18 protein-coding genes are annotated in these 21712 nt (G+C 57.8%); 10 read left to right on the top strand and 8 right to left on the bottom strand.

Annotated elements, in window-relative coordinates; all coding sequences use genetic code 11:
* Nucleotides 1–49 precede the first annotated feature (49 nt).
* The 9 genes from L880_RS0104970 (at nt 50) to L880_RS0104930 (ending at nt 10600) form a co-directional block, all read left to right on the top strand.
* Complete coding sequence (locus tag L880_RS0104970; protein WP_027474733.1) at nt 50–739, top strand: TerC family protein; 690 nt, start codon at nt 50–52, stop codon at nt 737–739.
* Nucleotides 740–1182: 443 nt separating this feature from the next.
* The gene (locus L880_RS0104965) at nt 1183–1968 is read left to right on the top strand and encodes a Stp1/IreP family PP2C-type Ser/Thr phosphatase (RefSeq protein ID WP_027474732.1); all 786 of its coding nucleotides are present in this window, start codon (nt 1183–1185) and stop codon (nt 1966–1968) included.
* Between the two features lie 77 nt (nt 1969–2045).
* Nucleotides 2046–2717, top strand: coding sequence for an FHA domain-containing protein (locus tag L880_RS0104960; RefSeq protein ID WP_027474731.1), 672 nt, complete (start codon nt 2046–2048; stop codon nt 2715–2717).
* Between the two features lie 20 nt (nt 2718–2737).
* Nucleotides 2738–5026 (top strand): CHASE2 domain-containing protein, encoded by a 2289-nt coding sequence (locus L880_RS0104955; RefSeq protein ID WP_084461035.1) that lies wholly within the window; start codon nt 2738–2740, stop codon nt 5024–5026.
* 10 nt (nt 5027–5036) lie between these two features.
* Nucleotides 5037–5828, top strand: coding sequence for an MBL fold metallo-hydrolase (locus tag L880_RS0104950; RefSeq protein WP_027474729.1), 792 nt, complete (start codon nt 5037–5039; stop codon nt 5826–5828).
* Between the two features lie 187 nt (nt 5829–6015).
* Complete coding sequence (locus L880_RS0104945) at nt 6016–6507, top strand: pilin (protein ID WP_027474728.1); 492 nt, start codon at nt 6016–6018, stop codon at nt 6505–6507.
* Nucleotides 6508–6631: 124 nt separating this feature from the next.
* Nucleotides 6632–8539 carry a hypothetical protein gene (locus L880_RS0104940; RefSeq protein ID WP_027474727.1) on the top strand — a complete coding sequence of 636 codons (1908 nt, stop codon included), beginning with the start codon at nt 6632–6634 and terminating at the stop codon, nt 8537–8539.
* 57 nt (nt 8540–8596) lie between these two features.
* Nucleotides 8597–8995 carry a GtrA family protein gene (locus L880_RS0104935; protein ID WP_027474726.1) on the top strand — a complete coding sequence of 133 codons (399 nt, stop codon included), beginning with the start codon at nt 8597–8599 and terminating at the stop codon, nt 8993–8995.
* A 27-nt stretch (nt 8996–9022) separates the two neighbouring features.
* On the top strand, nt 9023–10600 hold the full coding sequence (locus tag L880_RS0104930) for an NAD(P)/FAD-dependent oxidoreductase (RefSeq protein WP_043328582.1): 1578 nt from the start codon (nt 9023–9025) through the stop codon (nt 10598–10600).
* A 243-nt stretch (nt 10601–10843) separates the two neighbouring features.
* Here L880_RS0104930 and L880_RS0104925 read toward each other — a convergent pair whose 3' ends face one another.
* The 8 genes from L880_RS0104925 to moaC all read right to left on the bottom strand — a co-directional run bounded on the left by L880_RS0104925 (nt 10844) and on the right by moaC (nt 20864).
* Entirely contained in the window at nt 10844–12943 is a 2100-nt protein-coding gene (locus tag L880_RS0104925; RefSeq protein WP_027474724.1) for a hypothetical protein, read from the bottom strand.
* A gap of 337 nt (nt 12944–13280) precedes the next feature.
* Nucleotides 13281–14180, bottom strand: coding sequence for a class I SAM-dependent methyltransferase (locus L880_RS34835; protein ID WP_084461031.1), 900 nt, complete (start codon nt 14178–14180; stop codon nt 13281–13283).
* On the bottom strand, nt 14177–16141 hold the full coding sequence (locus L880_RS0104920) for an NAD-dependent epimerase/dehydratase family protein (RefSeq protein ID WP_027474723.1): 1965 nt from the start codon (nt 16139–16141) through the stop codon (nt 14177–14179). Before L880_RS0104920 ends, L880_RS34835 begins: the two co-directional genes overlap by 4 nt.
* A 4-nt stretch (nt 16142–16145) precedes the next feature.
* Complete coding sequence (locus tag L880_RS34830) at nt 16146–17030, bottom strand: transketolase family protein (RefSeq protein ID WP_084461029.1); 885 nt, start codon at nt 17028–17030, stop codon at nt 16146–16148.
* Complete coding sequence (locus L880_RS34825; RefSeq protein WP_157462616.1) at nt 17027–17806, bottom strand: 1-deoxy-D-xylulose-5-phosphate synthase N-terminal domain-containing protein; 780 nt, start codon at nt 17804–17806, stop codon at nt 17027–17029. The genes L880_RS34830 and L880_RS34825 overlap by 4 nt, the downstream gene beginning before the upstream one ends.
* A gap of 605 nt (nt 17807–18411) precedes the next feature.
* Nucleotides 18412–19920 (bottom strand): hypothetical protein, encoded by a 1509-nt coding sequence (locus L880_RS0104905; RefSeq protein ID WP_157462614.1) that lies wholly within the window; start codon nt 19918–19920, stop codon nt 18412–18414.
* A 10-nt stretch (nt 19921–19930) separates the two neighbouring features.
* The gene (locus L880_RS0104900) at nt 19931–20374 is read right to left on the bottom strand and encodes a GtrA family protein (protein ID WP_027474721.1); all 444 of its coding nucleotides are present in this window, start codon (nt 20372–20374) and stop codon (nt 19931–19933) included.
* Between the two features lie 7 nt (nt 20375–20381).
* Entirely contained in the window at nt 20382–20864 is a 483-nt protein-coding gene (gene moaC / locus L880_RS0104895; protein ID WP_027474720.1) for a cyclic pyranopterin monophosphate synthase MoaC, read from the bottom strand.
* Between moaC and tfpZ the strand changes: the two genes are divergently transcribed.
* Complete coding sequence (gene tfpZ / locus L880_RS0104890) at nt 20863–21687, top strand: TfpX/TfpZ family type IV pilin accessory protein (protein ID WP_245614962.1); 825 nt, start codon at nt 20863–20865, stop codon at nt 21685–21687. The genes moaC and tfpZ overlap by 2 nt on opposite strands.
* Nucleotides 21688–21712 lie beyond the last annotated feature (25 nt).

Genomic DNA, 21712 nt, shown 5'->3' with positions numbered 1-21712 from the left:
AAACGCAGGTTTCGGGCGCTTCTTGCATTCAAAACACAGGAGAAACTGCATGGAAATGCTGCAAAGCCCGGACTTCTGGATCGGTCTGATCAAGATTGTCTGGATCAACATCATCTTGTCAGGTGACAACGCGGTGGTGATCGCTTTGGCGGCCCGCTCGCTGCCCCCCGAACTGCAACGCAAGGCCATTCTGTTCGGCTCCGGCGCTGCCGTGGTGTTGCGCATCGTGCTGACCTTCGTGGCTGCCAAGCTGCTGGGCCTGCCGTTCCTGCAGGTGGTTGGCGGTTTGCTGCTGCTGTGGATCGGTGTCCAGTTGCTGAGCGAAGAGGAAGAGGAAGAAGGCGAAGCCAAGTCCTCGGGCAACATGATGGCCGCCGTGCGCACCATCCTGATCGCTGACCTGGTGATGAGCCTGGACAACGTGATCGCCGTGGCCGCCGCCGCCAAGGGCAGCGACCTGCTGCTGATCCTGGGCCTGGGCATCAGCATTCCCCTGGTGATCTTTGGCAGCACGCTGATGATCAAGCTGATGGAACGCTTCCCGATCATCGTGGTGCTGGGTGCTGCGCTGATTGGCTGGGTGGGCGGTGAAACCATTGCCAGCGATGTCTTCTTGACGGACTTTGCACACGCCAACCCTTGGCTGCATTACGCAGCCGCCACCGCTGGTGCGGTGTTGGTGGTGCTGGTGGGCAAGGTGCTGCAGGCCCGCGCTGCGGCATCCCACAAGGCAGACTGACGGTACAGCCATCCTGGCCCGGCGTTGTGCCGGGCAGCGATCGGACCCAGGGGCCAGCGCCAAGGTGCTGGCCCCTTTGTTTTTTCTGCAGCACTTGGCTTGCCCCGCCGTAGGGCCTCTGATAGTGTGTCGTTCAGTTTTGTTTGTGTAAATAAGTCAACAATTGACCGCGCGGTTCGATCTTTGTCGACGCGGTCGTGAAGCAGTCATCGTCTGGGCCTGGGTGTCTTGAGCCGGGTATCTGGCGCGGGTTGCTTTCAAGCGCCGGTGCGGGATCGATCCAGTGGTTCCAGGCTGAAGGCTGTGGGTGCCCTGCACAGGGCCTCGCACTTCGTGCTTGCGCTGTCGAAGGGGGTGGCCCATGCCCAGGCGTGGGTTGCGAGAGGCAGGCGGAGCTGCCGCGGTTGTTCCGGGTTCCGAAGACGGCCCCGGTTATTTGAGCCATGAAATACGAGTTTTGCGCCTTCACGGACCCTGGTCTGGCCCGTGCCAACAACGAGGATTCCGTCACCTTTGACGAGTCGACCTGCCTGGCTGTGCTGGCTGATGGCATGGGGGGGTACAACGCTGGCGAGGTGGCCAGCGGCATGGCCACGACCTTCATCCGCACCGAACTGTCGCGTTGGTTGTCCCAGGCCGGGCGCCATGCCAATGCCAAGGAAATCCAGCGCGCGATGGAAATCTGCGTGGACAACGCCAACCGGGCCATCTTCAACGCGGCCCACAGCAACCCACAGTACTCGGGCATGGGCACGACGCTGGTCATGGGGGTGTTCCAGGATGCGCGCCTGATGCTGGGCCACATCGGCGACTCGCGCTGCTATCGCCTGCGCGATGGCGAGCTGGTGCAGCTCACCAAGGACCACTCGCTGCTGCAGGAGCAGGTCGATGCCGGCCTGATCACGCCCGAGCAGGCCGCAGTCTCCATCAACCGCAATCTGGTCACCCGAGCCATGGGGGTGGAGGATGCGGCCATTTTGGAGGTGAGTGAATGCCGGGTCGAGAACGGCGATATCTACCTGCTGTGCTCGGATGGCTTGTCGGACATGATCGGCGCCCCTGAAATCGCCGAGTTGCTGGGCGCCCACGAGGCGTTGCCCCAGAAAGCAACGCGCATGATCAAGATCGCCAATCACCATGGGGGGCGCGATAATATCAGCGTATTGCTGGTCCGAGCGGGGGAAATGTCGTCCAAGAAAAGGCTTCTGTCACGCCTTTGGGGCGGCTAGCTCTGCCGATTCGTCGATTCGCCGTTTTTGCGAACACCACCGATCCATAACAAGCCAGGTTTTCAGGAGTACCGAACATGCCCAAGATGATCGTATCGATCGATGGGGTCGTCATCAAGGAAGTGCAGCTGACCAAGGAGCGCACCACCCTGGGCCGCAGGCCTTACAACGACATCGTCATCGACAATCTGGCGGTCAGCGGTGAGCATGCCGTGCTGCAGATGGCGGGCCAGGTGGTCACGCTCGAAGACCTCAACAGCACCAACGGCACTTACGTCAACGGCAAGGCGGTCAAGAAGCAGCAGCTGCAGAGTGGCGACACCATCGAGGTCGGCAAGTACAAGATCCGCTTCATTGCCGAGCTGGAATCCAGCGAATACGACAAGACCATGGTGGTGAAGCCGCCGGTCTCGCTGTCCGACTCGCTCTCCACGGTGCCCGCTGCCATGGGCAGCTACCAGTCGACCCCCTTGAACTCGGGCGAAGCCTTGGCAGGCTCGATCAAGGTGCTCTCGGGGTCGGCTGCGGGCCGTGAGGTCAGCCTGACCAAGGTGGTCACCACCATCGGCAAACCCGGTGTGGCGGTGGCGGCCATCACCCGCCGTCCGCATGGCTTTGTGTTGGCCCATGTGGAAGGTGGCACGTTCCCGACCCTCAATGGGAACCCTGTCAGCGGCGAGCCCGTCACCCTGAAAAGTGGCGACGTGCTGGAGCTGGCAGGCACCCAGATGCAGTTCTTCCAGGTTTGAGCGTTTTCAGGGCGGCCCGCATGGTCTGGCCTGCCATGGCGGCAACGCTGAGCCGCCTGCTTCTTCGCCATTTCTGGCGCCGTGGCGCCACCCTGCTGCCGGCTGGCGTGCTGCTGGCCCATGTTTTCGGGGTGCTTCCGCTGAGCTTTGTGAGCCGGTTGGACGATCAGATCTACGACGTCCGCCTGCGTCTGACCATGCCAGCCAGTCTGGATCCGCGGGTGGCCATCGTCGACATCGATGAGAAAAGCCTGGCGCAATTGGGGCACTGGCCTTGGGGGCGCGATCAATTGGCCCTGCTGGCCGACCGTCTGTTTCAGCACTACGGCGTCGCAGCGCTGGGGTTTGACGTGCTGTTCTCGGAGTCTGACACCAGCTCCGGACTGGCCTCTCTTCAGGCGCTGGCCAATGGTCCGCTGCAGGACAACCAGGCCTTCCGCCAGCAACTGGAGCATCTCACCCCGAGCCTGAATTTTGACCGCCGCTTCGCCCAGGCCCTGCAGGGGCGACCGGTGGTGCTGGGCTACTACTTTTCGAGCGACCGCGATGGTCGGCGCAAAGGGGAGTTGCCGGCACCTGTTCTGACTGCGGCTCAGGTGCCGCCCCAGGGCCTGCAGGTGCTGGATTGGGATGGCTATGGTGCCAGCCTGCCCGAGTTGGCAAGGGCGGCACCGCGAGCCGGTTTTTTCAACTCGGTCACCGACGAGGATGGGGTGGTCCGATCCCTGCCTCTGCTCTCGCGACACGACGGGCAGTACTACGAGTCCCTGGCTTTGGCACTTTACCGCGTGGCGCACGATCTGCAGGTGAGCGGGCCGGTGTGGGCGCAGGCCCCGGGGCGCGATGCACCGAGCGCGGTGCTGGAGGCGCTGCAATTGCAGGGCGCTGCGGGCACGGAGCGGGTGCCGCTGGACCCCTCGGGCACGGCGCTGGTGCCTTTCCGCGGGCGAGGTGGGCCCGCTGGCGGCTCCTACCGCTATGTCTCGGCGATCGATGTGCTGGAAGCCAAGGCCCCGCGTGAGGACCTGCAGGGTCGCATCGTGTTGGTGGGCTCCACCTCGCCCGGCTTGCTGGACTTGCGGGCCACGCCGGTGGGGCAGATCTACCCCGGGGTGGAGTCCCACGCCAACCTGATCAGCGGTCTGCTGGACCGCCATCTGCTGGTGCGCCCCGATTACGCTGCCGGCTACGAGGTGCTGGTGCTCGTCACCATGGGCCTGGCACTGGCCTGGCTGCTGCCCGGGCTCAGTGCGGTTGCGGCCATGTGGGTCAGCCTGGCGAGCCTGCTGCTGGTCAGCGGCCTCAATTTCGCGCTGTACAGCGCGCATGGTCTGGTGCTGCCCCTGGCCAGCGCGCTGTTGATGGTCCTGCTGGCCTTTGGCGTCAACATGAGCTACGGCTACCTGGTGGAAAGCCGCGCCAAGCGCCGTCTGGCCAACGTCTTCGGCACCTACGTGCCCCCGGAGCTGGTCGATCAGATGTTGCAGGCACCCGATCAATACACCATGCGTGCGGCCAGTCGGGAGCTCACCGTCATGTTCTGCGACATGCGGGGCTTCACCCAACTGTCGGAAGGGCTGGAGCCCGAAGCCGTGCAGGCCTTGCTCAACCAGCTGTTCAGCCGCCTCACCGTCTGCATCCGACGCCATCAGGGCACCATCGACAAATACATCGGCGATTGCGTCATGGCGTTCTGGGGGGCGCCGGTGGCGCTGCCCAACCATGCCGCCTTGGCCGTGCAGGCGGCCCAGGACATGGTGGCCGAGGTGGCGCGCTTCAACCAGGAGCGGCAGGCCCAGGGCCTGCCTTGCGTGAGCATTGGCATCGGCCTCAACACCGGCCTCATGCGGGTAGGCGACATGGGGTCGGACCTGCGCCGCAGCTACACCGTGATTGGTGATGCGGTCAACCTGGCTTCGCGCCTGGAAGGCCTGTCACGGCTCTATGGCGTGTCTGTGATCGCCGGGGAAAGCACCCGTCGGCAAGCCGCCAACGCTGCCCTGTGGCAGGCGCTGGACTGTGTGCGTGTCAAAGGCAAGGGAGAGCCCGTCCAGATCCACACGCCCCATCCTGTGCCGGCCGATGAGGCGTCCGCACGCAGCCTGGGCGAAGAGTTGGCCCAGTGGGCGCAATTTTTGGCGGAGTACCGTGCAAAAAAATGGTCTGCCTGTAGCCAGATGTTGGAAGAGTTGCGGAAAATGAAGTCGTTGGTCGCTTTGTGTCAGATATATGGCGAGCGCCTTGTGCAGTACCAGCAGGCCCCCCCTCCTGACGACTGGGATGGCGTGACGGTCTTCGACATCAAATAGGGATGTGTTCATGAAAATCAGGGTTCTGGGCTGCTCGGGTGCCATCGCCAGAGGCTGCCACACCACCTCGTTTCTCGTCGGTGACTCGGTGCTCATCGACGCGGGAACCGGTGTGGGCCAGCTCACCCTGGAGGAGATGGCCCGCATCGACGATGTGTTCCTGACCCATGCGCACCTCGACCACATCGCTGCCCTGCCCCTGATGCTGGATGCCGTGGCCAAATGGCGCCAGAGCCCTTTGCGGGTGCGCGCCCTGCCGCAAACGCTGGATGCCCTGCGCCAGCACGTGTTCAACGACATCATCTGGCCCGATTTCACCCGCCTCCCGAACCCGGCGCGCCCCTTTGTGACCCTGCATCCTTTTGCGTGCGGTGATGTGGTGAGTTGCGGCCCATGCCAGATCGAGGTGCTTCCCGCCGATCACGCCGTACCTGCCGTCGGATTCTCCGTGGAGGGCGGCCAAGGCGCCTGGGTGTTCAGTGGCGACACCTGCGGTCATCCCGCCTTCTGGGAGCGCATCCGCCAATTGCCGGTCAAGGCCCTGGTGATCGAGACCGCCTTCGGCGAAGCCGAGCATGAGTTGGCCGTGCGCAGCCGCCATCTGTCACCCACCAGCCTGATCGAACAACTGCGTCACCTGGGCACCCAGCCCGCCTTCCCGATCCACATCACCCACACCAAGCCCTCCGAAACCGCCGACATCGCGGCCCAGCTTCAGGCGTTGGAGCAGCAGGCCGAGCACCCCGTGGGCTGGCCTTTGACCCTGCAGTGGCTGGCCTCGGGCGACGAGTTCGAAATCTGAAGCAGTAGCCCGTGACATTTTTGTTCTGACAAAATTGTCCGTTGTGCCGCAACAAAAATACACATATGACACCTTTGCTCATGCCGGGGCGACAGAGGTGACTTCCTACGCACAAATTCGTAGGAACTGCATGGCACGGAATCTGCTGAACTCGACCGCTCTTCCCCTTCATTTCAGGAGTTTTCACATGAAGCGTACCGTCCAACAGGGTTTCACCCTGATCGAATTGATGATCGTGGTTGCGATCATCGGCATCTTGGCTGCCGTGGCTCTGCCGGCTTATCAGGACTACACCAAGAAGGCCAAGATGGCTGAAGTGATTTTGGCGGCTTCGGCTTGCCGTACCACCATCACTGAGGTCTATCAGTCGGCCACTTCCAGCGCCAGCTTGCCCACCGGCTCCAACAGCTGGGGCTGCGAATCCACTGCCGCTACAACCAAGTATGTCGCAAAGGTTGAAACCACCGCTGCGGGTGCCATCATTGCCACGGCTCAAGGCTTCAATGACTCGACCTACATCGATGGCAAATCGATCACGTTGACCCCATACTCTGACACCGCTGGTTCGGCTGCCATGTCTGCAGGCAATGCTGGCAATCCTGTGGCGGTCTGGAAGTGTGGCCCCAGTGGCTCCAACGGTATTGGTCTGAAGTACCTGCCTGGCTCTTGCCGCGGTTGATCGGGTTTCACCCCGCTTGGAAAAGGCAGCTTGGCTGCCTTTTTTGATTTTCAAGGTCGGTTATTGGGGGTCTTGGTTCGCAGATTTCTGAGCCTAGATCATGGTGTGTTTCTGACGAGGGTTCATGGTGGACTGGCTGAAAAAGAATATATCTGCACTGACCGGCCTGGTTTTTGCTGTCTGCGTGCTGTACTACCTGCACCCATACTACGGAATTCGCCATGACAGTCCTCTGTACTTGGGGCAGGCCTTGATGGCGATGGACCCTGGTGTTTTTAAGAGAGATATTTTCTTTGCCTATGGCAGTCAAGCTGACTTCACCGTCTTGCCTTCTTTGTTAGCTTGGCTTTGTTCTCGCTGGCAGCCTGCCGTGGTTTTTCTCGGTCTGACCGCTTTTGCCCTGCTGACGTTTCTAGGCGCCTCTACCCTTCTGGCACGACGACTTTTTGGGCCACGCTTGGGTTATTGGGCCGTGCTTTCGTTGCTCATTTTCCCAGCCGTCTACGCGGGCCTGTGGATCATGTCTTATGCGGAGTCTTTTCTGACGGGACGCACGCTCGCCGAGCCGTTGGTCCTGTTGTTTATACTCGCCTATCTCAATAACCGTTTTATTTGGGCTTTCGGACTCGTTTTGCTGGCCACCCTCATCCATCCGTTGCAGGCTCTTGGAGGGATAATGTTGATTTGGCTGCATCTGGTGCAGCAACGCCGGGCCTGGCTGCATCTTTTATGGATTCCGCTGCTGGCCGTGCTGGCTTCCTATGCGGGGGTCTCTAAACTGGCTTTTCTGACTGCGCGGTACGATTCGCAGTGGTTTGAATGGATTCAGGGGCCAAACAAGCTCACCTTCCTGAGCAGTTGGTCGCTGGTGGATTGGATTTTCATCCTGACAGACGCCTTTCTGGTGTCGCAGTGGATCAAGGAGGGCCAAGAGCCGCTGAAGAGTCTGGCGCGTGCTGCTTTGCTGACCACCATACTGGGCTTTGCTATCAGCTATGTCTGTTATGAAGTTTGGCAGTTTGTATTCATCGGTGGCTTGCAGTTGTGGCGTGTTGATTGGCTGCTGCACTGGTTGGCAATGGCCAGCATTCCTGCACTGCTTTGCATTCAATGGCAGAAAACGGGTCCCAAGAGTGTTGAATTTCTGTCACTGCTCACGATTGTTGCTTTAGGAACGCAGAACCGTATTTCCCCGGATATGGGGAAAATTGTTTTCGTGCTGATTCCTTTGTATTGGTTTTGGCCTCGCATTCAGGACAAGATTGGTTCTGGTTTCGTTCGTGCCTTGCTCTATAGCATGCCCCTGGCATTAATTATTGCCATACTTAAGTTTTTGCAGCAGGCCAATGAGCGCTACCACGCTTCATGGCATTTTGGGGCGCCCCTGACGGTTCATTACATGCTTCTGTCCAATCCAGCGATTGGTGGCTTGGTGACTTGCGGCTTGGTTTATTTGTTCTACCGTTGGCCTCGATGGCGCTGGGTAGGATTGGTGCTGGCATCTGCAGCTCTTATTTTCTCGATATCCATTTGGGATAGGCGCAGTGAGTGGACGCTTGAGCTCGAAAGAACGCAAGGTGATGCCAGTGAGTTTGGGCTGAAGTTAGAGCCACACGCCCAGGTTTTCTGGTCCAATGAGTTGTTGGCTCCATGGTTGGTGCTGCGTCGGCCAAGTTATTACAGCGGCCAGCAGACTGCCGGTATTCTGTTTAACCGTGAGACAGCACGTGAGATCATGAAACGCAATGCTGATCTGGATGCACTCAATAGTGATCTGGAATATTGCAAGAGCCAGAAAAAGATCAGCAACGAGGCGGGCGACGAGGTGTGCAATATCCACGGGGTTGCTATCAGCAAGCTCTGTCGGGTTGCCAAGTCAGACCTCGACTATGTGGTTTTGGATTTCAAATCCGATGAGAAACATGCTGGCGAGTGGCATCTCAAAGGGCGCGATATTCTAGGTAAGTCTATTAATTACTATATTTACCGATGTGCCGACCTGATTGCCGAAACCGGTCAGCCGAAGCCTTGAAGCTGCCCGCTTTGAGAGCGGCGCATGCGATGGGCTCGTCCTGGGTGTGATCTCGCCATGAGTTTTTTTCGCACCTGTCTCGACTGGGAGCCGTTCCGTTATTTGCTGATCTCAGCCTTGGCGTTGCTGGCTGACATGCTGGTGTTCTCTGCCTCCTTGAGGATTGCCGACGTGCCCTGGCCGGTTGCCGCTTGCCTTGGCTTTGTCACCGGTGTGTGCGTGGCCTACGGACTCAGCATCCGGTATGTCTTTCGGGTGCGGAAATTGCGCCGGACTCCGATGGCTGAGTGGCTCATTTTTGTTGGCCTGGGTGTGCTGGGCCTGGGAGTGACTCAGGCGGTGTTGTATATCTGCATTGAATGGTTGTGGTGGTCTGCCGAGCTTTCCAAGCTGGTGGCTGCCATCATCACATTTATGACTAATTTCCTAAGCCGAAAAGTGCTTCTCTTCAAGTGAGGCGCCAGGTGCTGAATCGAGCCAATCATGAACAAGAATGACCCCGTAGTGATTATCGGTGCCGGCCCCGCAGGCCTCACAGCAGCACGTGAGCTACAACGGGCAGGCTGTATGAATGTCACTGTGTTGGAAGCTGACCAGCAGGTAGGTGGCATTTCCAGAACGGTTAATTACAAAGGCAACCGCATTGATATCGGCGGCCATCGATTTTTCTCCAAATCCGATTGGGTGATGAAATGGTGGGCCCAGGTTTTGCCAGTGTCTGTGGCGCCGGGGGCCGATATGGGGCACTTGCAGTATCGAGGCATGTCGCGTCAGGAGTTGCCAGACCTGACGTCCGCTGAGCCTGATGGTGAAGACGGTGATGTGATGCTGCTGCGTGATCGACTGTCACGCATCTACTACAACAAGCAGTTCTTTGATTACCCATTGAAGCTCAATCTGGCATCTTTGCGCAAACTGGGTGTGCAAAAAACAGTGAGCTTTGGCGTCAGCTACGCTTGGGCTAAGCTTCGGCCGATCCGAAACGAAAAATCCCTCGAGGACTTTCTCATCAACCGTTTCGGACATCGGCTGTACCGCCAGTTCTTCAAGGAATACACCGAAAAGGTCTGGGGCGTGCCTTGCCATGAAATCAGCGCTGAGTGGGGGGCGCAACGCATCAAGAGCCTGTCGATCTGGTCGGCTGTTTGGCATGCTTTGCGAGACCTGTTGGGTTTGGGGCAGGGTCAGGTGGCACAGACCTCTTTGATTGAAAAGTTCATCTACCCCAAGCTTGGTCCCGGTCAGATGTGGGAGGCTGTGGCACGAGAGTTTGTGGCGGCGGGTGGACATCTGTACATGGGCTACCGAGCCAACCAACTGGTTTTACGAAATGGCCGCGTGTCTGTCGTCAAGGCCACAAGCACCGAAGGTCAAACGCTGATGCTGCCCTGTGCCAATGTGATTTCCACCATGCCTATCAAGGAACTGGTTGAATCCCTGCCCACCGATTGGGCGCCACAGGCTGCCCAGGTGGCGCGGAATCTTCAATATCGTGACTTCATCACAGTGGGCTTGCTGTATGACGCGCCGAGTCTGACCGTGCCGTTAAAAGACAATTGGATCTACATTCAGGAGCCGGGGGTTCAGGTAGGCCGAGTGCAAGTTTTCAACAACTGGAGTCCCTACATGGTTGCTCGACCTGAAACGGTCTGGATGGGGTTGGAGTTTTTCTGTAAAGAGAGCGATCCCCTCTGGCAGATGAGCGACGAAGATCTCAAGAGACTAGCCCAGTCCGAGATGCACCAGATCGGCTTGACGGCGGTGCCTGCGGCCTTGGATGCTGTGGTGATTCGTGTTCCAAAGGCATACCCAGGTTATTTTGGATCTGCTTATGCCCAATTCGATGACTTACGCGCCGAACTGGATGCTATTGAGAATCTGTTCTTGGTCGGCCGCAATGGCATGCACCGTTACAACAACCAAGACCATTCCATGCTCACGGCCAAGAGGGCTGTGGAGTTGATCCTTGAGGGGCGGCATGACAAGCAGAGCATTTGGGACATCAATGTTGATGACGAATACCACGAGGAGGCCCGAGAGAGCTCCAATCAGCCCTCTTGAGTGCGGCCTGCGGTTCGTGCTGGGGCGAACGTTTTTGGCATTGACCACACATGATGTGTCCCGTTGCCCACTTTGTTGGGCACAGGTCATCACGCGCTCTCGATCAACAAGCGGACCGTGCGCGATTGGTGGCGCTGTTGGCGTGAAGGCCTGAAAGGTCTGTGTTGGACGGATCTGGCACTTGCGATGGCTATGTCGAAGTTTGGAGACCACCCGTGGTAGAGATCGAGCAGCGAAAGCCTGTCAGTTCGATTTGACCGTTGTTGCCGCCCGGCGGAAGACCTGGAAGTGACCGGCTGATCCTTGCTGCACGTAGTCGCGCTCCATGCTGGCCAGTATCCGTCGAACCGAGTCTGCGGTGGATTCTCTGTACAGCGTTGGCTCCTGTTCAGCCGCAATGAAAATCCACTCAGGGGGTGCGTTTTCGATGCGTTGGGTAATCTCTGTGATTTGTTCCTGGAACAGGAGACTGGCAAGTACCGGCGAATAGCTGAAATAGGGGGCAACGCCGGCTTGCATGAGGTAGGCCGTGTCGTTGTAGCCGATGACTGCAACTGAATGCTGTCCCCCGCCACTGGCGCTTCTGATGGCGTCACTCGCAGCTCCAAATTCGGCCGCAAGTTTGGGGGCTCGCGTCGGAAGCGCATCGCTGGTGGTGAGGGGGGCATGCGTGAACATGTCGTGCCCGAAGAGGGCATTTGCCAAGTTTGGATAGTGCACACTGTGGCCCTGCATCCAAATGGCCGCCACCAGTGCCAGCGACATCAGCTCATGCCGCCTGAGGCCAAGCCAAAGCGGGCTCGCAGCCCACCTTTGGCTTATTGATACCAGAGATTGTGTCGCCAGTAAGCAAAACGGAATGCATACATGCATGAGGTTCTGCTCGTGAGATCGACCTATGAACAACATCAGCGTGCCTAGCCCGTAGGCGGCAATGGCCGCACGCAGCGGCATGTCGGTTGACATCCGGCGCGTTAAAAAGCCCGAGAGGGCATTGCCAAGGCAACGCACGTAAAGCGTCAGCATCGCCAGGAGAAGCAGAGATGCACCTGTCGCATAGGCAAGCGTCTGCGCGATCGGCATGTTTGCGATGCCGCCGCTGTACGCGAAGATGGATTTCGTCAGCCCAGTCCAGAAAATGCGGCCCGGGATGTCGCCCTGATTGGCCAGTGTGAAGCCGGCACCTGCCACGAGGACCAGCCCAAGCCCTGCACCACAGGCGAACTGCAGCACGGCTCGGTTGGAATGGGCTGATGCGTTGCTACGCAGCGCACAGGCCAGGTAGAGCAAGAAGGCAAGCAGCAGGTACAGGCCGACGTCGAGCGCAAAAAGCAACTGCAGGCCCAGCAGGGCTCCCGCAAGCGGGCCGAGCCGCGCTGCACCCGACCGAGCATGAGCCATCAGCACCGTGAAGAGAGCGACGTCGAAAGCGTAGCGCATCACCGTTGAGGAGGGCCAGAGCCACTTCGGGTAGCCGCCAGTGTTGGTGAAAAGAGCCAGCAACAGCACGACCAGCAGACCTACTGTGGCGTGACCGCTGCGACGCAGCCAAGCGTGCAGAAAAATGAACAGCGTCAGAAAGTAGGCGCAACCTACCAGAACTTCCAGCCGCACGAATGTTGTGTAGCTGGTCACACTGGAGGTGGCGCCCAGCCAGTGCAAAACCATTGGCCAGCCGACGCCGTACTGCGAATAGAAGTCGCTGGCCAGTCGCAGGCCGTGTGCATAGGCCAGTGCGGGAGCCATCGCATAGAAATCGAAATGGTGGAAACGGTCTCCGGCGAAGCTTTGCCACACCAGCGCTTCGGGCCAGGGCACGAATACGAACAATGCCACGATCGCCAGCGGCACGCTCAGTGAGCGTGCCAGGCCTGTGTTTTGCCCTGCCGGTGCTGTCGATGGTTCGGACACGGTTGGAAGCCAGGAGCACCCATGTCGCAGGGATCTCAATTGCCATGCCAGCCACGCCAATCCAATCACACACGCCAGCAGGTGGGCGAAGCTGCTGTTGGGCAATAGCACCGGAAGCAAGACGACGATCTCGCATCCGAGCAGCGCTACTCTCGGATTGAAGGGGGCGCCACCAGCGTTCTGGGTCTTGGCGAGCATCAGACTCAGCAGTGCGTCCATCACGACACAGGCAATGATGCCCAGTACATAGATGGGAAAGTCATGGTCAGGTTGGTAGAGCGCGGCGCCAAGCAGCGTGAGCGCATGTGTCGGTGGAATCCGCTCCGTGGCCATGCCGAACACGGCCCAGAGTCCCAGCATGCCCTGAACAAGGCTCAGCGATAGGAGCAGTGACAGCAGCGCACCCGGATACGCTCCGATGCGCTCCAGCATGCGAGAGAAAGCAGTGGTGATGGTGCTCCACCGCCGATGCTGTAGATGTGACATGCAGAAACTGGTGGAAGAGGCCGATCGCTTGAGAAGCAGGGCCCATGATTGTTTATCGAAGGATGTTACATGACCATCGCTGCACGACACGTGCGTTGCGATCGGTGCCATTCTGCCGGCAGCGAGGGCCCTCTCTCATCGCCAGACGCGGGGTGACGGTGTTACTGCCGTCGGTGATGGCGTGCCTGATCGTTTCGCCTGGGGATGGCTGTCGGCATCTGGTCTCCGTCACCGGTGCTCGGACTGGCGGGGTCGAATGATTGTTGCCTCACAGGTCCGTGTTCTATTTGCTTTTTATGCCAACAGCGAGCATGTTACCGACATTGAAAGACAAATAGCGGTCGGCAAGTCCCAGCCGTTCTAATAAACCAAGAAGCGGGATTTTCAGGGTTTTGGGCAACGGCGTCAGTCGAAGCCAGTAACGCAATGGGTAGGTGTTTCGAATTGCGCGCAAGGCGACCTCCTCGAATCCAGCTCGTTCCAGCAATTCTCGCAAAGATTGAGGGCTGAACAGCTGAAGGTGCTCAACATCTATAATCGGAGAACGCAGGCCCAGCAACCGATTGAGGGGGGCACGCCAGTTATGAACGACGACAGCTATCGCCCCATCTCTTTCTAGAAGTGAATGGGCGGTAGTAACAAACTCACCAGGGTCCGGTAAATGCTCCAGTGTCATAAAAGAGCAGATCAATGAAGGTGTTTCGCCCTCCAGCATGGAGGTAGAGAACATACCTTCTCTCAGCAATGATCGAACGCCCGGCGGAGCGGCATCGATTGCTGCTCTTGACGGTTCGATTCCAATAACCTGTTTGAAGCCTTGCTTTTGCAACCACGGAAGAAGTGCCCCGCTGCCGGCCCCCACATCGACTGCCGCTTGACGGCTTTCCAGTTTTTTTAGGTGGGGACCAAGAACATGTGCGTAAGTGGCTGCTGCTGCATTGGCTTCGGGGGTTGAATCGAAATCTGCACTGGAATAAGCGGCTTGCAGGAAGCTCGCTGTGGGGGGGGACGGCGCATAAACCAGATCGCATGAGGAGCAGCGAACAAGGCGCAGACACATGAATTCCGGGGGTTTGCGCGATGCGTAGGTGAGACTCCCTACTTTCTTGGGATCGATTTTCTCGTCAGCAAATGGGGAATATTCTCGGTTGTGGCAGACCGGGCATGTACGCTCTGTGTTCATCGCTGCCCCTGTGGATTTGATGGGCGTATCTCACCGCGCGCAATCAGGCTGCGTCTGATAAAAGCCGGGCGGGCCTTGGTTTCCTCGAAAATCTTGCCTATGTACTCTCCTAAAAGGCCGATCCCAAGCAGCGTAAAGGAGCCGAAAAACATAATCAGTAAAGATAAAAAGGTAACCCCTTTGGGCACTGAATTGGCATCGAATATTCGAACGCCAATACTGTAGGTTGCCAAGATTATGGTGGCCAAGCTGGTGACGCCTCCAGCTGCAGTCAGCAGGTGGAGCGGCATGCGGGAGAATGAAAAGATACCTTTTTTTGCCCAGCCGATATTTTTTATCCAGTTGTTGGTACTGACACCAAACATGCGTTCTGGCCTGACATAGTCAACACCCTCTTGGCGGAATCCTACATAGGCTCGTAAACCGCGTAAAAATGAATCACGCTCCTGGCATTGCAGTAACCAATACACAACGTTTCGATCCATCAAAGAAAAGTCACCGGCATCTTTGGGAACCGGCACTTCACTCATCATGGAGAAAATCCGATAAAAAGCCCGATAGCAGGCTTCAAGCAGTACGGGCATGTCGCGCTTGATTCGGCGACCATAGACCACGTCGGCACCAGCGCGCCAACGCTCCACGAAGGCTTCGATCAGTTCCGGTGGATCCTGCAGATCACCGTCCATGAGCACCACAGCCTCTTTGCTGGAGATCTCCATGCCGCTGCGAAATGCAGCCTGGGAACCAAAGTTGCGCGAGTGAGTGATACCGATCACGTGCGGGTCGCGAGCGCTGATTTCACGAATCACTTCCGCAGAATCATCAGGTGAATTGTCATTGACGAAAATGATCTCATAATCCAATCCCAACCGCTGGAATACAGTGCATAGTCTTTCGTGCATGATCGGGATAGCCTGGCCATCCCGATAACAGGCGATCACGGCAGAGATGGAGTTTTTATCCTTGTGCGGCTGGGTACGCTTGCTCAATCGATTAAATTCTGAGGTGGCGAGATAAGAGCGCCACCACTCGCGAGTTTGCTTCAAACCATCGTCGAGCTTGGTTTTAGCAGACCAGCCGAGAAGGTGCTTTGCCTTTTCGGTATTTGCATACCAGATGTCTGTATCCCATGCTCGCCCTGTAGCGGGGTTGAATTGAACTTCAACATCGAGTCCAAACGACGACTTGGCCAGATCAGCAAGTGCCAAGAGGGTCACTGGACTGCCGCAGCCAATGTTGATGGATTCCCCAGCGAGTTGTTGTCCCATCATCAGGGCTGTGTCCGCAAAGGCTTCCACAACGTCGTCAACGTAGACGAAATCGCGGCTGACTTTGGGACCTGCGAGAGCCGGGAGTTCTCCCCGCAGGCTCGCCTCGCACAAGGTCGGGATCAATCGGGAGCTGTCCTCGAATGGACCATACACCGAATAGAGCCGCAGGTTGGTCACCGGAACACCCCGAACCTTGCCAAAATACGAGATCGTGGCAGCGGCGGCGACTTTGCTGATGGCGTAATGGCTGTTGGGTAGAAGGGGGGCGTCTTCAGTGGGGGCTGCGGAGTTCAGGCCATATTCTGATGAGCTGCCTGCATGAACGAAGGCGGCCAGATTCATTTCTGCAACCACTTCCATCAAGCGTATGAAGCTGGTGTAGTTGGTCGCATGGACTCGCTCGAAGTCCTGCTCGAAGGAGTATGCACCAAAAGATGAGCAGTCAAATATTGTGCGTGGTGCAACCCGATGAAGCACGGATCTGACACTCACAGGGTCCTGCAGATTCAGAAAGGATATTTGGCTTGACGGAATGCCGTCAAGACGCCATGTGTCTCCGGAGAAAACGGTGCCGACAACATCGCTGCGCACGGCCAGCAATTGGCGTAGCAAATTAGCGCCTATGAACCCACTTGCACCCAATACCAATACCGGGCCGGTGACACTTCGCAGTTTGTTTTCTAAATTCATGGTGTCAACCTGCGACCATCGTGCGGATCGATTTAGCGTCCAGGCCACATTGGGCACGGTGAAAAGCCTGAGACCCAAACCGCCCGTTTGGATAGCCGAGGGCAGGTCGGTGCACAAAGCGCTGTGGTGTTATTCCACGTTCAGCAAGGTAAAAGGCCAAGTTCATGCCTAGCCCTCCTGATGCGACATGTTCTTCAAGAATGTACAAGGGTTTGCCGTCTATCTGCTGAAAAAATGCCGCAGGTATTTCTGTATCTAGTAACTCGCACACGGCCCAAACTGAGGGCCTTTCGTCGATATCCAGGGTCGCCAAAGCTTGCCAGGCAATACCTGCGATGGGACCAAGAGCTGCAATTGCACCGCAATTTCCCGGCATGACTTCGCGCCAGGGGGCATAATTAGGCACGGATTCCTTGGCTGGCCTTTCGTCATAACCAAGACGGAGATAAGTTGGAACTTCCAATTTTGTCAGCAGTGCGGGCAGGTCATCATCAAAAGCCGGAACCAGCACTCGCACGCCAAGAGCGCTCATGGCTGCGCAGTCTTCTAGTGCGTGATGAGTGGGGCCCATGTGGCCATAGGCGTAGCCTCCGCCATTGCCAACCAGGCATACTGGCAAGCGACCCAAACAAAGGTCATTTCGAATTTGTTCGAATGGGCGTGCATAGCAAAATGGTGCGATGCTATATGTGATGACTCGCAGCGACTCCCTGGCAAGGCCTGCAGCTACACCGATCATATTTTGTTCGGCAACGCCCATGTTGATAAATCTATTTCCGAATGCGGATTGGACTTCTTCCAGTGCCATAAAGCCAAGATCGCCAGTGAGGAAAAAGAAATCTTCATGGTTGCATTGAGTGATAACGGCGTTTGCAAAGGATTTTCTCATTCGAATTGCTCCTGCTCAATGGCCTTGCGTGCTTCAATGTAGTTGGCTTCTGAAAGAGGCAGGTAGTGCGATTCCAATTGGTTTTCGAAATGAAGGCCTCGTCCCTTCACGGTTTCTAGAATCAATACCCTTGGTATATCCATGGACGGTGATCTGATGGCTCTTTCAATAGCGGCTGGATCGTGCCCGTTGACTTTTTGAGCATCCGCGCCAAATGCCGTGATGCGTGGAAGCAAATTTTCGCATGAGATGATGTCTTGTGTTCGGCCGAACCCCTGTAATCCATTTTGATCAATTAAAATAGTTAGATTTTCCAGGCGTTGATGAATTGCAAAATTGAGGGCTTCCCAGCAGCTACCCTCTTGCCACTCTCCATCCGAACAGAGACAGAAAACTCGATGGCCAAGTTTTTTGTGTCGTAGAGCGAGTGCGAGGCCTGCTGCCAGTGAGGGGCCATGCCCAAGAGACCCCGTGGAGAACATCAGCCCAGGAATGCCGGAGCCACTGGGATGACCTGGCAGCAAGGAGTTGTCACGGATGAAGGTTTTCAGATCTTCGTCAGACAGACGGCCAAGACTCCAGAGTGTCGCGTACAAGGCCCCCGCCGAGTGACCTTTTGACAAAATAAATCGATCGTTTGAACCCATCACACGGTGGTGCAATGTCATCATGGCTTCAATGCATGAGAAGTTGCCTCCTAAATGACCGCAATTTGCTTCGTGGTGAAGCTGCAGCAGTCTTAGTTTGGTGGTGCGAAGGGTTTCAAAAAAGGACATATTTATCGGCTGAATTAAGTATTTCCGGTGGTGTGATTTTCTTGGTATTTAAATAATGATTTATTCTGTTTTTTTGAGGTCTTTTTTGCTCGTGCTTTATTTTTATTTTGGAGTATTTTTAATGTCCTTCAAGTCTACCTCAAGTGAGGGTTAGTGGGCTTTGGAACATCAACTTGAAAATTGAAGAGAGACAGCCTCTGGCTGCTGACTCGATCTGCACTGTGACCCCGGGGTGAGCTGCAGCATCCTAGGTCTAATGGCTGGCCTTTGAACGCATTACCGGACCTGGGGTGCTGCCAAGCATGATCAATGCCCGGCCAAGCGCATCCGGTTCAAGTGACCTGAGCTTTGCAATGCATGTGTCGCATCAGCTTGTTCAAGGGGGCCTGAGCGAATGGCGGTGAGCCGCCGTGGTGATCACCGCAAGTCATGTCCATAGGAGGACCTAGCCCCTCCTCGCAGGGGTGCGATGGGGAGGAGCCAGCATGGACTGATGCAAACGCGCCAATTGCTCGATAGGTGAGCGTCCATGATGCGTCCCAACGAAGTCCCAGGTCGGGTCTAAAGGGCTGCCCAGTGACCGACTGGGCGAGCATCGCGAATCATCACTGAGCTGAGCCGCGAGAAGGCATGGCGGCGCTGGGTTTTTTCATCACCGACAGCAGAAAGGGCTGATTCAGGCGTGCGACATAGTGAGCGGGGGCCGTGCCGTTGGCTGCCTGTAACAAGGTCTGCTCTTCATGAAAAGCCCAAGCAGGTTGTGTGACTGCACGGTAAATCTCTTGTGCAGGTGTCACTGATCCAATGAGGAGTATCACCCCCGTGCCAGCCAAGTCCTGGAGCCTGATCCGCGCACTTTGCAAGATGTGGAGAAGCAACAGGCATAGCAGCATCAGCGCTGGAATGCTGCCGCGCATCACCAGATCGTTGCCTTCGCCCATTTTGAAGAATGGCAGCACGCACAGAGTCAGCAGGGCGACATGCAGCAGCGGTCCCTTGCCATCCCGGTAGAGGGCAAGACCGAGGAGGCCAAACTCCAGCGCGCAGAACACGCCATAAAGAAACAGGAAATCCGGATCCAGGCCATCCTGGCTGCCTGACGGGACAGAGGCCAGGTCCAGGGTCAGGTAGAGGCCTTCGATAGCCAGCAGCAGCAGGGCCGGACCTAGGTTGCCTGGGTTGAAAAAACGCCACCGTGCTCGGAAGGCTGCAGGCAGCAGCAGCAGATAGAAAGGACTCATGCCCAGGGCCGCGAAGGGTGACCAGAGGGGCAGCAGCGCCATCAACATGGGGGCCATCCGCAGAAAATCAGGATGCCGCCAATGGCGGAAGAACAAGGCCATGGCCAGCCAAGCAGGCAGTGCGTGGTTGGGGACCCAGAACAGCAGGGTCGAGTTGGATGAGTACTGGAACAAGCCCGCCCACCACTCTATATGCGTGCCCAGCGGCGGCCAGCTTCGGTAAAAAAGCCAGCCTCCCAAGATGTCCATGCCGCTGAACAGCACCACGCAGGCGATACCCAGTGTCCAGCGCAAGGCTTGGGAAGACAGGGGCACCAGACTCAGGAACAGGCCCACGCCCAGCGCTGTCCAGGCCAGCAGCAGGCGATCTGCCCAGTCGATCCCCAGCCATTGAGCGAGGGTCGCGGAGGGCAGGTAGTAGGCCACCGGTGCTCTCAGAATCACGTCGAAACCGTCTGTGTTGCCGTAGCTGGGTGGCCAGGCGCCACTGCTCAGATCTCGAAGCACCGCATCGCGGATCGTCCAGTCTGAATTGGCGTAGAACAGGTGACCCGCACCGCCAAGGCAACTCCAACCCACGGCAACAACCGCCAAGGCGGCCGTCCAGGCCCAAGTTCTGCCGCTGACCATGGGAGAAGCCCTCCACGTTGGACGCAGGGCTAGAAAAAGTCCACAGCCAAGGGTTGCCAAGAGTCCCAACGCGGGCAGGGGGCGGAACCAGCCTGCGATGAAAAGGGCAACTGGCAAGGCCAGGTAAATCATGGCCAAGGCTGATTTCCGGTCTGGCGCCGCAGCTTGACTGTCGGGTGCAAAGGGCGAGGTCGAATTGATGGAGGTCATGGTCAGGCGTGGCGCCCGCTTTTTGCGGGCCATGAATCGGGGCTCAGAGCCTGCGTTGGCGGAACGTGAAGCCGGTGTGAACGACATAGCTACTGGCTGCTATGGCCGCGGACACGACCGCCTGCGCCAGTAGAGGATGCCAGCCGACTTTCTCGACCAGCAGAGTCAGAAAGCCCAGCGCCATCAAAAACAGCCCCAGGTGGGCCAGGTGAAAGCGAAGGTATTCCAGCCACCAACGGCTTTGGGACCGGAAGACCAGCACGCGCTGGCAGACAAACGACACAGTCACTGCTGCAACGTGGGTCATCACGGCGACCACTGTGTAGGGCAGTGTTGGCACTAACAGGCTGTAAAAGCCCCAAAAAAGCAGGTAGCCTGCGAGCGTATTCCCCAAGCCGATCACAACGAAACGCAAGCGCTGTGATTGCCACAGGGCTCGCAAAGGAAGCCAATCCGCTTTCCCGGGAGGGTGTTGCTCTTGCATCATGAGGGGCTCAGGCGGTGGCCACAAACGATCCCGACTTGCCCCCATGCTTTTCCAGCACCCGCACATCGGTGATGGTCATCCCGCGGTCCACCGCCTTGCACATGTCATAGATGGTCAGCAAAGCCACTTGAACTGCGGTCAGCGCTTCCATTTCCACACCGGTGGCCCCGACCGTCTCGACAGTGGCCTGGCATGCAATACCCGGCGTGCCGCCTTCGGTGACCGAAAACTCGACGGCCACACGCGTCAGGGCCAAGGGATGGCACAGGGGGATCAGGTCGCTGGTCTTCTTGGCGCCCTGGATGCCCGCGATGCGGGCGATGCCCAGCACATCCCCCTTCTTGGCATTGCCCGCCTGGATCAGGGCCAGCGTTTCGGCTTGCATCAGGATCCGCCCCCCTGCCACCGCAATGCGGTGCGTACTGGCTTTTTGGCTGACATCGACCATGTGGGCCTGACCATGGGCGTCGAAGTGGGTGAGGGTCGTCATGCTTGAAAATAGGAGGACAAACGGCATTTACGCCAGATTGACGTACTTCGCGCATCATACGGACATGAGTCAGCTGTTACCTCGTCTCAAGGCCTTGGGTATTCATGCCTGCATCAGCCTGTTGTTTGCGGCCGGCGCGGCCGCCTTGGTGTTCTGGGTCTGGTACCCCTACCCCTACCGCGAGATATCGGGTGGTCGGGAGTTGTTTTTCCTGGTCATGGGGGTGGATGTGGTGCTGGGGCCACTGGTCACCTTCATTCTGTTCAACCCGGCCAAGACCCGGCGGGCATTGACGATTGATTTCAGCCTCGTGGCTGTGTTGCAACTGTCGGCGTTGGTTTATGGGCTTTGGACAGTGTCGGTGGCACGACCGGTGTACCTGACCTTTGAATACAACCGCTTCCGGGTTGTTCACGCAATCGATGTGCCTGACGACCTGCTTGACAAGGCTGAGCCCGTCTTTCGTCGGCTGCCCTGGACGGGGCCGAAGCCGATCGGCCTGCGTGACTTCCGTAACGCCAATGAACAGGCGGATGCCACCCTGGCTGCCTTGAACGGGCTGCAGCTGAGCTTCCGGCCGGATTTGTGGATTCCTTACGATCAGGCCCGCTCGTCAGTGCTCAAGGAGTCGCGCCCTTTGACGGCACTTCGCACCCGCTTTCCTGATCGTGCCGCCCTGATCGACCAGCGCGTGCAAGAGACCGGTCGCCCAATCACCGCTCTGGCCTACGTGCCGATGGTGGGCCGCAAAACCTTCTGGACCGTCGTGCTGGACGCCCAAACTGCCGATATCCTGGGCTACCTGCCCATCGATTCGTTCTGACCACCGGCCGCTCCGCCGCCAAGCC

It is taken from the genome of Curvibacter gracilis ATCC BAA-807, from assembly GCF_000518645.1.
GTDB lineage: Bacteria > Pseudomonadota > Gammaproteobacteria > Burkholderiales > Burkholderiaceae_C > Curvibacter > Curvibacter gracilis.
This window is presented reverse-complemented; position numbering and strand designations above follow the sequence as displayed.